Origin of the sequence: Cobetia sp. 14N.309.X.WAT.E.A4 (genome assembly GCF_030397495.1) — a bacterium.
GTDB lineage: Bacteria > Pseudomonadota > Gammaproteobacteria > Pseudomonadales > Halomonadaceae > Cobetia > Cobetia marina.
In genome coordinates this window covers 346,072-358,704 of sequence record NZ_JAPNXT010000003.1, presented here as the reverse complement: position 1 = coordinate 358,704, position 12,633 = coordinate 346,072, and the positions used below count along the sequence as shown (strand labels likewise).

General features: G+C 62.3%; 11 protein-coding genes. 8 read left to right on the top strand and 3 right to left on the bottom strand.

Annotated features, from left to right (window positions below; genetic code table 11):
• The first annotated feature begins 148 nt into the window (after positions 1-148).
• Positions 149-544 carry a helix-turn-helix domain-containing protein gene (locus tag OW493_RS06780; RefSeq protein ID WP_289863678.1) on the top strand — a complete coding sequence of 132 codons (396 nt, stop codon included), beginning with the start codon at positions 149-151 and terminating at the stop codon, positions 542-544.
• A gap of 81 nt (positions 545-625) precedes the next feature.
• On the opposite strand, the gene OW493_RS06775 is transcribed toward OW493_RS06780, so the two are convergent.
• A complete protein-coding gene (locus tag OW493_RS06775) occupies positions 626-1,366 on the bottom strand; it encodes an aspartate/glutamate racemase family protein (RefSeq protein ID WP_289863677.1) in 741 nt (246 codons plus the stop codon).
• 107 nt (positions 1,367-1,473) lie between these two features.
• Positions 1,474-2,949, bottom strand: coding sequence for a Na+/H+ antiporter NhaC family protein (locus OW493_RS06770; RefSeq protein ID WP_289863676.1), 1,476 nt, complete (start codon positions 2,947-2,949; stop codon positions 1,474-1,476).
• Between the two features lie 204 nt (positions 2,950-3,153).
• On the opposite strand from OW493_RS06770, the gene OW493_RS06765 reads away from it, so the two are divergent.
• The 5 genes from OW493_RS06765 (at position 3,154) to OW493_RS06745 (ending at position 10,328) form a co-directional block, all read left to right on the top strand.
• A complete protein-coding gene (locus OW493_RS06765; protein ID WP_191237107.1) occupies positions 3,154-3,984 on the top strand; it encodes a helix-turn-helix transcriptional regulator in 831 nt (276 codons plus the stop codon).
• A gap of 132 nt (positions 3,985-4,116) precedes the next feature.
• On the top strand, positions 4,117-5,706 hold the full coding sequence (locus OW493_RS06760) for a peptide chain release factor 3 (RefSeq protein WP_077375880.1): 1,590 nt from the start codon (positions 4,117-4,119) through the stop codon (positions 5,704-5,706).
• A 346-nt stretch (positions 5,707-6,052) separates the two neighbouring features.
• The gene (mscL, locus tag OW493_RS06755; protein ID WP_077375883.1) at positions 6,053-6,535 is read left to right on the top strand and encodes a large conductance mechanosensitive channel protein MscL; all 483 of its coding nucleotides are present in this window, start codon (positions 6,053-6,055) and stop codon (positions 6,533-6,535) included.
• 135 nt (positions 6,536-6,670) lie between these two features.
• On the top strand, positions 6,671-7,438 hold the full coding sequence (locus OW493_RS06750; protein WP_289863675.1) for a TatD family hydrolase: 768 nt from the start codon (positions 6,671-6,673) through the stop codon (positions 7,436-7,438).
• 121 nt (positions 7,439-7,559) lie between these two features.
• On the top strand, positions 7,560-10,328 hold the full coding sequence (locus tag OW493_RS06745; RefSeq protein ID WP_289863674.1) for an EAL domain-containing protein: 2,769 nt from the start codon (positions 7,560-7,562) through the stop codon (positions 10,326-10,328).
• Positions 10,329-10,569: 241 nt separating this feature from the next.
• Here the strand turns inward: OW493_RS06745 and OW493_RS06740 are convergent, their stop codons facing one another.
• Positions 10,570-11,643, bottom strand: a complete 1,074-nt coding sequence (locus OW493_RS06740; protein WP_289863672.1) for a folate-binding protein — start codon at positions 11,641-11,643, stop codon at positions 10,570-10,572.
• Positions 11,644-11,915: 272 nt separating this feature from the next.
• Between OW493_RS06740 and OW493_RS06735 the strand changes: the two genes are divergently transcribed.
• Both OW493_RS06735 and OW493_RS06730 read left to right on the top strand, forming a co-directional pair.
• A complete protein-coding gene (locus OW493_RS06735) occupies positions 11,916-12,107 on the top strand; it encodes a hypothetical protein (RefSeq protein ID WP_077375895.1) in 192 nt (63 codons plus the stop codon).
• A gap of 62 nt (positions 12,108-12,169) precedes the next feature.
• Positions 12,170-12,604 (top strand): OsmC family protein, encoded by a 435-nt coding sequence (locus OW493_RS06730; RefSeq protein ID WP_077375898.1) that lies wholly within the window; start codon positions 12,170-12,172, stop codon positions 12,602-12,604.
• The last annotated feature ends 29 nt before the right edge of the window (positions 12,605-12,633 follow it).

The window sequence follows — 12,633 nt, the reverse complement described above, 5'->3', positions numbered from 1 at the left end:
AGGTTATAGTCACTATAAGGTCAAGTCGGCTGATGAAACGATTGATGCATCGACATGCAACACATGGCGAGAGGAGAAGTCATCGATGACCGCAAGAGATTTCACACGGAAAGGGGAATCGCCCACGTCATCGCACGGCGAGGTGACGATGGGCATCGGCCAACTGGCCAAGGCGTCTGATGTCCAGGCGGTGACGATCCGCTACTACGAGAAGCAGGGGCTGTTAGCCCCGCAGCGGCGTGCGCCCAATGGCTATCGTGAGTATGGCAATGCACAGCTCAGGCGTTTGACCTTCATCCGCCGTTGTCGGCGGCTGGGGTTTTCGCTGGATGACATCCGCGCCTTGCTGGGCCTGGCGGACCAGCAGTCCTTGCCTTGCGATCAGATAGACGCGCGCATCGAGGCGCAGCTGGCCGAGGTGCGCAAGCGCCAGCGTGACCTCGCCATCATGGAAGAAGAGTTGCAGCGCCTGACGCACTGCTGTGCCGGCGGGGTGATGGCACAGTGCCATATCGTCGAGACACTGTCCGAGGTCGAGGAGTAAGGCCCTGACAGACAGTTCATCTATCGCCTGGGCTGGGTCACGGGTTGGAGATCAGGCGGGTTCAGGCGGGGGCAAGGAGGATCAGACGCCGCAGGACTTGCGAGCGAGTTCCTCCGCGACCAGTTCCGTGACATCGATCAGTGTCCTGGCGGGGGCTGCGTCGTTGTCTGACGAGCTGACGGTGTTGACGGGAATCAGTGGCAGCTCGGTACAGGCCAGCAGCACGGTGTCTGCCGACAGGCTCTCCAGCAGAGCATGAAAGCGCTGGACCACGCTCGGGTCATCGCCGCCATGCGCCTTCACGTCATAGATGATCTGGTGCAGCAGGTGTGGGTCGGCGGGTACCTCGACTTCCACCACCTCTGTCAGTGCCCGATAGGGTGACCAGTCCCCCATGTCCGTCACGGACTTCGCGCCCAGCAGCGCCACCTTGCTCAAGCCGTCGCGCCGCACCCTGTCGATGACGACATCACTGAACGACACCAGCCGGACATTCAGCGCCAGAGCCTCCAGCTGGGGCTGATAGTAGTTCAGCGTATTGCAGGCGATGGCGTAGTAGTCGACATGCTCGGCGAGCTTGAGGGCGCTGTCGGCCAGCGCCTCCCACACCTGTTGGTCATGAGTCTCTAGTTCCATGGACAGCCCGAGCGCCGGCTGGGAGATCAGGTGGACGTGTGGGGCATCCAGATCTCCCCGATAGTCAGGCCCGATGCGGGCCTTGTTGGCGATCAGCAGCTTGTTCCAGAGATCCAGTCCGGCATCCGGGCCGGAGCCGGTGAGGATGCCGATCACGTTGCGTTGGCGCAGCTCAGTATCTTGCATGGCGGTGTCCGTCGTCTTGTTGCGGGGCAGGCAGTGAAGGTTCAGTCGAGGGCAGCTCAGTCAAGAGCAGCTCAGTCAGGGGCAGATCAGCTGGCTGAGCTTGAGATTTAACTTGAGACTGAGTTTGAGGCTGACGCTGACAGTGAGGACCGCCCAGCGGGCACCTCGGTTGCAGCCTCGTCCTGAGCGCTCGCCTGGTCTGCCGGGCTGAAACGACGACCCCAGCCGGTGGCGATGGAGACACTCATCACGGCCAGCAGGACCCAGGCGTAGAGCACCCAGGGCGTCAGGTCGAGCGGCATCAGGGCCGGCACGCCGGGGAAGGTTTCGGCGGCTTTCACGGACAGCCCGGAGGCGAACAGCAGCGCGGCGGACCAGGGCAGCGAATAGACCAGGGTGCAGGACATGCTGTCGATGATGTTGGCGCGACGGTAAGGACTCAGGCCGAAGCGTTCACCGACCGGTTTGGCGTAGGACAGGCCGACCGCGAGGATCGCCGGGGCATTGATGCTCATCAGCGAAGACATCAGCAGCGAGAGCCCGGCGGAGGAGGCTTCCGCGCCACGCGGTGTGCGCACGACACCTTTGAGCGCATTGATCAGCCTCTCACTGCCACCGCCATCGAGCATCAGACGAATGCCCGCCGACAGCAGGATCACCAGAATCGACAGGTCTGCCATCCAGCCGGCCACGCCATTGATCAGCGCACCATTCTCGACCGACACGAAACCGCTCAGGGTGTTGAGGCCGGTAAGTATCGCCACCAGCATGCCGGACAGAATTCCCACGCTGGTGGCGAAGATCACATCGCCTTTCTTCATGGCCACGTAGATGGCGGCCAGGGCGGGCAGCAACATCACCAGGCCCTTGGGGTCCATGTGTTCGGCCAGCTGTTCATGCGCGATGATCAGCGGCGTTGTTTGCTGCGTCAGACTGATCAGCACCATCACCACCAGCGTGATGCTGCCGGCCACCAGCGTGAAGGGCAGTCGGGAACGAACCACGCCACCGATATCAGCGCCCTGACTCGCCGCCGAGGAGATGGTGGTGTCGGAGATGGGTGCCAGGTTGTCGCCGAAGGCACCGCCGCCCACGATGGCCCCTGCCAGCAACAGCGGGTCGGCTCCCAGCATGACGCCCGCGGGATAGAGCACGCCCATGCCCGCGGCGATGGTGCCGAAGCCGGTGCCTGCCGCAGTAGCGAACAGGGCGCAGGCGAGGAAGGTCACGACGAGGAAGGCCGTGCCGGTGGCGCCGGTGTGATAGGCCGCCCACAGAATGCCATCCACCAGTCCTGAGGAGCGCAGCACCGTGGCGAAGATGCCGGCAAAGATCCACGCCGCCACCGGGGCGATGGCCACCTTGCTGGCCATGCCCTTCATGATGGTGTCGCTGTAGACAGACTTGTCACGGGCAAACAGGAAGGTGACCAGCAGGCCGGCGAGAATGCCGACCCACATGCCCTGGATGGTCGGCTCCTCCAGGCTGGTGGCTACATAAATGGCTGTGGTGATGAAGCACAGGATGGGCAGGAACGAGACCCAGGGCCCGCCGTGGAACGTGAGTTTGGATGCAGGAGTCATGCGATAGCCTCTTTTATGGTTATTACTATCTGCGTGTGAGGGACTTCTGCATTGCATCATTCGCTGGTCAGCCGCGGAATTTGACGACCTGTCTCAAGGTGGCGCACTCAGACGCACTATCTGGTGCAGGCTGCGCCTGTCGCACTCTGGGTCATGGCGGGTGGGCGGCGTAGACTGAGGCTCTATCCCGCGCGAGACAGACCCATGAACGAAGACCTGGCCCTCAATCTGCGGCTGCTGTGCAGCTACTACCGATCCATCGCCGAGGTGAGTCGGCGGCTCGAGATCAGTCGGCCACAGTTCAATCGATACCTGAGCGGCCAATACCGGCCCGCTGCACATACACTGCGGCGGATCTGTGAGTTCTTCGGGGTGGAGGAGCACGAGATCCTGCTGCCCAATCGTCAGTTCCAGCGTCTGGTGCAGGTGCGCCCCAAGCCGCGCGAGAGTGAGGCCACACGTGTGGAGAGCGAGCCGCTGGCGCAGCTGAGACGCTCGGGCGCCTCCGAGTTGGGCCGCTATGTAGGCCATTACTATGAGTACTATCTGTCGATGTCGTCGCCGGGGCGGATACTGCGGGGGCTGGTGTCCATCATCCAGCGCGAGGATGGTGTCTATTACCAGCGTCTTGAGCGCCTGGTCGAGCGCGAGTCGTCCGGTGTCGGCGTGTCACATTGCAAGTATCAGGGGATGGCGTTCTATCTGAGCGATCGCATCTTCATGACCGACTACGAGTCGATGACCGGCAATGAGATCACCCAGACCATTCTCTACCCGACCTTTACCAGCCGTGTGTCACGCCTCAAGGGGCTGCGAATCGGGGTATCGGCAAGCGGTGATCGCACGCCGGCCAGTACTCGCGTGCTGCTCGAATATCTCGGGCGTGACATCCGGGTTCGCTGCGCGCTGAAGCAATGCGGTCTCTATCCCCTGGACAGCGACGAGATCGAGGATGCCATCCGCAACGAGATCCTCAATGACCAGGCGCCGGTGGGCGAGGGACCCTGGCATTTTCGCGCACGCAAGGATGACTGAAGGCCGCTGATCGCGCCCGCCTCTGTTGCCGAGCCTCGCCAGCCGCTACAATGCGCGCCATTCGTTTCGTTCTGCTATTCACCTAACAGTGCGCGCGGCGTGCCTCACGTCGAGCCGGATGCCTTTCAGCCCATGTCAGATTCCCAGATTGCCAAGGCGGCGGATGTTCGCCGTACATTCGCCATCATCTCTCACCCGGATGCGGGCAAGACCACCATCACCGAGAAGCTGCTGCTGTTCGGGAATGCCATCCAGATGGCCGGCTCGGTCAAGAGCAAGCGGGCCGATCGCCACGCGACCTCCGACTGGATGAAGATGGAGCAGGAGCGTGGCATCTCCGTGACCACCTCCGTGATGCAGTTCCCCTACAAGGACCGCATGGTCAATCTGCTGGATACCCCCGGGCACGAGGACTTCTCGGAAGATACCTACCGGACGCTGACGGCCGTCGACTCGGCACTGATGGTCATTGACGGTGCCAAGGGTGTCGAGGACCGTACCATCAAGCTGATGGAAGTCTGCCGCCTGCGCACCACGCCGATCCTGACCTTCGTCAACAAGATGGACCGCGAGACGCGTGATCCCATCGAGGTGATGGATGAAGTCGAGACGGTCCTCAACATCCAGTGTGCCCCGATGACCTGGCCGATCGGCGTCGGCAAGGGTTTCAAGGGGGTCTATCACCTGCTCAATGACGAGATCCATCTCTACAAGCAGGGCCAGGGCAACCGCATCCCCGATGACGTGCGCATCAAGGGCCTCGACAGCCCCGAAGCCATTGAAGTGCTGGGCGAAGATCTCATCGAAGAACTGAGCATGGAAGTCGAGCTGGTGCGCGGCGCCTCTCACGAATTCGATCTCGAGGCCTATCGTCGCGGTGATCTGACACCGGTCTACTTCGGGACCGCCATGGGCAACTTCGGCGTACGCGAGATGCTGGATGGCTTCGTCGAATACGCGCCGCCGCCCCAGTCGCGTGATACCGATACCCGTGAAGTCACGGCCCATGACGAACGCTTCACCGGCTTCGTGTTCAAGATCCAGGCCAACATGGACCCGAAGCACCGTGACCGCGTGGCCTTCCTGCGCGTCTGTTCCGGCAAGTACGAGAAGAACATGAAGATGCGTCACGTGCGCATCAACAAGGACGTCAAGATTCCTGACGCCCTGACCTTCATGGCGGCGGACCGCTCCCACGTGGAAGAGGCCTGGCCGGGTGACATCATCGGTCTGCACAACCACGGCACCATCCAGATCGGCGATACCTTCACCATGGGGGAAGACATGCGCTTCACCGGCATCCCTCACTTCGCGCCGGAACTGTTCAAGCGGGTACGCCTGAAGGACCCGCTGAAGATGAAGGCGCTGCAGAAAGGCCTGCAGCAGCTCTCCGAAGAGGGCGCGACCCAGGTCTTCCAGCCGTTCGACAACAATGACCTGATCGTGGGCGCCGTGGGCACCCTGCAGTTCGATGTGGTCGCTCACCGTCTGAAGGAAGAGTACAAGGTCGAGTGCATGTATGAAGCGGTGAACGTGCAGACGGCGCGCTGGATCTATTGCGATGACACCAAGATGCTTGAGGACTTCAAGCGCAAGGCCAGCGCCAATCTCGCCTACGATGGCGGCGGCTTCCTGACCTACATCGCGCCGACTCGCGTCAATCTGCAGTTGACGCAGGAACGTTGGCCGGACATCACCTTCCGCGCCACCCGCGAGCACTGATACGGTTCAGGGGGGGGGGATGCCCGAGTGGCTCGCATCCGAGTGGCTCGCACCCGAGTGCCCTTCGGCCTGACGAGGCCATCTCCGAGGCCCCCTGATCGATTCAGGATTGATGCGAACGCCGCCCCTTGGGGCGGCGTTCGTGCTTTCGGGCTGAACGTGTCCTCAAGCGTTAGCCACACCAACTCAAGATCGATGACTTTGGCCGCATACTCCCTTGCGAAAGACATGGGGATGGCCAGCGACTCAGGCAGTCACAGGGCGCATGCCTTGGCCTGACAGACGCATGCCCCTAAGGGACATGTCGGTCGCGACAGGACAACAACAATCATCAGGAGGTGGGGCTATGGCCGGTTTCATGAAGGAATTCCGCGATTTCGCGGTCAAGGGCAATGTCGTCGACATGGCGGTGGGCATCATCATCGGGGGGGCGTTCACGCTGATCGTGAAGAGCCTGGTGGGTGACATGCTCAATCCCTTGATCGGACTCTTGATCGGGGGCGTCGATTTCTCCAACTTCTTCTTCGTGCTCAAGGAAGGGGCTCAGGCGGCTCCCTATGTCAGTCTGGAGGCTGCGAGGGATGCGGGGGCCGTGACACTGAACTATGGACTGTTCATCAATGCCATCATCAGTTTCGCGCTGGTGGCGCTGGCCGTCTTCGTGTTGATCCGTCAGATCAACAAGCTCAAGAAGGAAGCCGAAGAAGCGCCGGAAGAGATCACCGACAAGGACTGCCCGTACTGTCTTTCCAAGGTGCCGCTGGCGGCGACCCGTTGTGGCCATTGCACCTCCGAGCTGGCGCCGGTAGCGCCGGTGGAGGCGGCCTAGGCCAGCTTTGCCAGTCACGATGGCTGACAGAGCGACATCGACAAACGAAGGGACCGGCCACCAGGCCGGTCCCTTCGTTTGTCTGTCACTGGCTGATATAGCACGATGGCAGTACGACCATCACCGGGATATTGCATGTTGATCGACAGCCATTGCCATCTGGATTTTCCCGTCTTCGATCAGGATCGTGACGCGGTCATCTCGCGTGCCGTGAATGAGAGTGTGTCGAGGTTCGTGGTGCCATCCACCACGGTGGCCAGCTTCGCGGACGTGCTGGAACTCGTGCAGTCATCCCCGCGTATCTTCGGTGCCCTGGGGCTGCATCCCTATTTTCTGTCCGAGCATGGCGAGAGCGCGCTGGCGGCGCTTCATCAGGCCCTCGGTCAGCATGCTGGCGAGATCGTCGCGTTGGGCGAATGCGGCTTCGATGCGCGACTGGCCGATCATGACGCCCAATGGCAGCTGTTCGAGGCCCAGCTGAGCATGGCACGCGAATTCTCCCTGCCTGTCATCGTGCATTGCGTGCGTGCCAATGACGAAGTGGCCAAGCGGCTCAAGAACGCGCGCCTCACCCGGGGGGGCATCATTCATGCCTTTGCGGGCAGTCAGGTTCAGGCTGAGCGCTTTCTCGAGCTCGGTTTCGTGCTGGGGCTGGGCGGCAGCGTGACCTACCCGCGTGCCCGCAAACTGCGGGGAGTCGTGGCGTCGCTGCCAAAGGATGGCTTCGTGCTGGAGACCGACAGCCCCGACATGCCGTTGCAGGGCTTTCAGGGGCAACGCAATGAACCGGCCAGGGTGGCGGAGGTGGCAAGGAGTGTGGCATCGCTGCGTGAGTCCACTCTGGAGGCCATCAGCGAGACGACCAGCCGCACCGTGCAGCGTATTCTTCAACTGAGCGCCTGATCTAGACTGAACTCAGCACCTCGGCAGCACTGTGCCACGGGATTCAGGAGATCGCGTCATCATCGGTAACTCAATGCCTCGTAGAACGTCTGCTCATCCGCGACCGGATTCTGACAAGTCCGTGCGCGCCTCCTTGAGGCAAGGCCCGCCCCGGGAGCCCCGCCATCGTCTGTGGCTGATACCGCTTCTGCTGATTGCCTCTGTTCTTGCCACCGCCTGGCTGGGTATCAGTCAAATACAGCAACTGCGAGCAGGAGAGCAGGATGCGGCGCGTCAGCGCGTCACCATGTGGGCCCAGGCCAGCCAGCGAGCCCTGGAAGGTCAGTTGCGCGAGCATGGTGATTGGCAAGAGGCCACCGAGGAGTTCCTGCGTTTGCCTGCCCCGAACCCTGAGTGGCTGGACTACATGTACGGGCCCGAGTTCTCGATCAATACGGGGATCCATCTCGTCGGGGCCATCAGAGGAAATGGCAAGGCCGCTGTCTGGCAGGAGCGACGTCCGGGGCTTGAGTCCGATGATTGGCAGGGGGCTCAGCCGCTTGCGTGGCGCCGCGCCATGGCCCCCTTGATCGAGAAGGCTCGCCAGACCCCGACGCGATCCGTCATCGCCTGGATGGTGCTGAACGGGCGGGCCTGGCTGGTGGGCGTGCACGGGCTCTATGCGGATGAAGACGCGCTTCCTTCACGGGAAGAGCAGGGCATGCTGGTGTTCGGGGTGCCCATGCGCCCGGAGTTGCTCAGCGAATCATCCGCTTCCCTGGGAGTGGAAAGGCTGGAAGTCGTCAGTCAGTCACGCCAGATGAGCGGGGAAGCCGCTCTCGTCTGTAGCGACCTGCCGGCCATGAAGCGCTTCGATGAGCATGCTGCCATGGCCTGCTGGCAGGATGCAGATGACGTCACCGCGATGCTCAGGCAATTGGGAGCGCCCTTGGGCGCCTTGAGTCTGGTCATCGTGTTGGCGAGTATCGCGACAGGCGGCATGCTGTGGCGCGATCAGCGCCGTCGTCGAGATTGGGCCGCGCAGGGCCTGCAGCGTGAAGCTCAGCTTGAGCAGCATCTTGCCCTGAACGAGCGGTTTCTGGCATTGCCGCATGAAGCGCACAATCCCCAGCACGCCTTGGCTACCTTGTCCGGCTATCTGCGTCGGGTACGAGAGATGACGGGAGCAGAAGTCATCATCTATCGACGCGAGGTGGGCAACCCCAACGCAGGCTATCTGATCGTCGAGAGTCGTGATGAGCGGGAATGGTTGAGCAGTGTCTCGTTGCGGCGTGACCCTCTGTGGCGATTGCCGGCCGGGCGGATCGTGGCCAATCGTGCCACGAATGTGGACGCGTCCACCGAGGAGAGTGCCCAGCTGCTGTGTCAGCGTCTCGGGGCGACCCAGTTGCTGGGCTATTCCGTTTCGCCGCATCCCGGTCGCAGCGAGCTGCTGCTGGTCGCCAGTCGTGGTCAGGCGCTGGAGGAAAGCCTGATGATGCCGGTGCTGGACAGAACCCTGAATGCCTTGATCATTCGTGGACTGGAGCAGGAGCGCTTGCTGCTCCAGCAGCAGGTGCTGCAGGAGCGCGAGACGGATACCGACACCGGGCTATTGAGTCGTGAAGGCATGCTGCGCTTGATCAAGCTGCGTATCGATCAGTTGGGTCGTGTCTCGGGGCTTGATGGTTTCGTGCTGATGGCATTGCGTATCGGCGGGCTGCAGGAGCTCTATGAGCATGCGGGGCCGGAGGCGGGCAATCGCCAGCTGGAGTTGCTGCAACGTCGACTGGACCCCTTGCTGGGCACATCAGGCCATGTCGCACGTCTGGAGACGGATCGTCTCTTGATCATGGTGCCACGACGGCTGCTCGAGGCCGCGCGGGGCGGCATCTGCGGCTGGCTGGATATGCTGCTGGTGGCGGTACGTCACAAGGTGTCGCTCAACGGCGAGGATATCTATCTGCTGCCCAGCCTCGGCATCAGTCGCTTTCCCGAGGATGGTGAGCAGATGGATGCGCTGGTCTACCGCTGTGAGCGCGCATTGCACGACACGCTTCAGCTCAATCGCGAGTGGCACTTCTTCGATGAAGAGGCCGAACGAGAAGTCAGGCGTCTCAAGCAGCTCGAAGCGGAATTCGTCGAGGGATTGCAGCAGGACCAGCTGCGGCTTCATCTGCAGCCGATCGTCGATGGACGGGATGGATCCCTCGTGCTTTCCGAGGCGCTGGTGCGTTGGCAGCATCCGGAGCATGGTCTGCTGGGCTCCGGCGACTTCATGCCGATCATCGAATCCGCCAACCTCGATGTGGCCCTGGGGCGCTGGGTCATCAAGGAGAGCATTGCCACCCTGATCCGTGTGCATGACGCCGGTCATGCGCTGCATCTCAGCGTCAATGTCACGGTCAGACACATGATGGACGAGCGATTTCTGGCGGATCTCAAGAGGCTGTTCCAGCGGCCTGAGCTGTGTCGCCAACTGACCATCGAGCTGGTGGAGAGTCAGCTGCCGGAAGATATCCAGAGTCTGGCCATCCTCTTCCAGCGCATTCGCTCACAGGGTGTCGCCCTGGCACTGGATGACTTCGGGACCGGGTACTCGTCCCTGTCGCAATTGCAGCAACTGCCGTTCGACAAGGTGAAGATCGATCGGCAATTCGTGGTCGCGATGGATACCGACAAGGGGCGGGCGATGATTGATGCGATGCTGGGACTGGGGGAGGCCTTCCATCTGGCCGTGGTGGCGGAGGGTATCGAGACCCCTGAGCAACGCACGGCGCTTCTGGCACGCGGCTGTCATCTTCATCAGGGCTACCTCTACTCGCGTCCTCTGCCGTCCGAGCAGCTGATCCAGCATCTCAAGGCCGGCAAGCACTGGTTGCCGGCCAGCGTCACTGGCGAAATGGGCTAGGGTCCCGGCTCTCGCGCTTCGAGATGCCCAGGCCTTGACTCAGCCGGATGCTGCCAAGGTCAGCCTCTGATACAGCCAGGCATTGATACAGACAGGCCCCGGCGAATCGCTTCGCCGGGGCCTGTCTGTCATGACGCCGCAGGTGGCTAACCAGGCCAGCCGTGGCATCCGTGTCACGGCTGGCAGCGCTGCCTGGTGCTCATGTCTTCAAGCTCATGTCTTCAAGTTCATGCCTTCAAGTTCATGCCTTGAGCTGTTCCGGGTCACGCCGCTCCAGCGGGTAGGGCAGCGGGGCGCGGTGCAAGGGCTCCCCAGTCTCGAGGGTCAGGGGGACTTCCTCATCGCGCAGGCTCACCACCGCCAGCACTTCCAGGCTGCCATCGGCATTGTTGGCGACCCGCAGGATCTCACCCATGGCCTTGCCTTCTGGCGAGACCACCTTGCCGCCCGGCTGCGGCAGAGGAGTGACCGGCTCCGCCGTCAGGCGCTGCAGGCGCTTCTTGACCTGACCACGGAAGTGGGCGCGGGCCACGACTTCCTGACCGGTATAGCACCCCTTCTTGAAGCTGATGGCCGCCAGCGCTTCCAGATTGAGCATCTGCGGCAGCCAGGCATCCGTCTGCTCCGAGTCCACCCACTGCAGGCCGGCACGAATGTCCTCGCGCGCCCAGTGATTCTCGTCACCGGTATTGATGCCGCCATCGAGCAGTGTACGGCTGAGTCGGGTCACCTGCGCATCAGAGCCGACCAGTACGCCTCGTACCGTCTCTGCCCCCGGCTGGCGGGCAAGCACGGCATCCGAGGTTGCCAGCATGGCAAAATCATGCGGGCCAAGCGCGGTGTGCTGTGAGGAGGCAGCATCGGCCAGTTGCTCGGCCGCCCGGGTCAGGGCGGGCTCTCCCGTGAGCCCCACGACCACGCTATCCTCCCGGACCTCGAGACTCACCTTGTAGAAGGGCGCGAACTTGGCAAGGTGCGCGCGCAGGGGCTCCGCCGTACCCGTCGGCATCAGCAGCCATAGGCAATCCTCGCTGAGACGCATCAGCTGGGCCATCGCCAGAATCCGCCCCTTGGGAGTGCAGAAGGCGGTCAGCGGAGCGAGTGAGCCATCCACCAGCGCAAGCTGCTGCGAGGTCTGGCCCTGGAGAAAGCGCTCACCATCCGCGCCATTGACCGCGAGTACCTCGAAGCAGGAGAGGGGCGTGAGACTCCCGGCGCCATCGGTCTCGGGGGCAAGCGGCGACTCGGGGGCAAGCTTGCCCTCCTGTGTCGCGTGAAAGCCGTGGGCTTGCATCAGGGTCTTGAAGTCAGTCATGTCGCGCTATCCTGTCGCAAAGGAGGGGTCCGCCGCAGGCGGTTCAATGCCTGAGAATTGCCAGCGGTACATTCGATGCAGACATTGTCACGCGGCAGTGGTCAGCTGTCAGCCCCCGGCAGGGCAACACGGCATCTTTCGGGGCGATCCACTGGCATGAGAGCCTGAGGCGACTCGCTGGCATGCATGGGGGAGCCCTCGTCAAACGTGGTATTCTTGGCGGTTTGATCGCGCCTGCGATCCTTTTTATCCAGCGAGACAGGAATCACGAGATGGCCAGCTTTTCCCTTACATTGATCGGTGTCGAGAGCGTCAAGGATGTCAACAAGGTCACCACTGCCTTGATGATGATGGACGGGGTCAAGGAGGCCGAGGTCGGGCGTGGCTTTGCCGAGGTCGAAGGGCAGGTGCGGTATGACGCCGTGGTCAAGACCGTCGAGAAGGCGGGTTACAAGGTGAAGTGAGCGCTCTGCTCGCCAGCAGGCTTGGATGCGTCTCGCGAGAGTCCACGACAAGGAGGTAGTGCATGAGCATCGAGGTGATTACCCGCAAGGCTGGCAGCTTCGTCCATCGGGTTCAGGTCGCGAGCTTCGAGGAACTGCTGGTGGATGTGCCCACCGTGGTGGGTGGCGAGGACAGTGCGCCGGACCCGCACGACTACTTTGATCTCTCGCTGGGTGCCTGCAAGTCGATCACCGTGTTGATGTATGCGCGGCGCAAGGGGCTGCCACTCGCGTCCATCGTGACCACGGTGGACCGTGATGACAGTGATGAGCGTCGCGCAGGTGAGAACGCGGAGTATCGTCTGAGCGTCAGCATGCACTTCCAGGCCGAGGATGGTGCGGAACTCGATGAGGCGACGCGTCAGCGCCTGCTCGAGATTTCCGAGCGTTGCCCCATCCATCGACTGATGACCAGCACCCGGGTCAGTGTGACGAGTCGCGAGATATCACCCGAGTAGGGCGCGGTGTCCTTTCGCAAGTCTGGCCG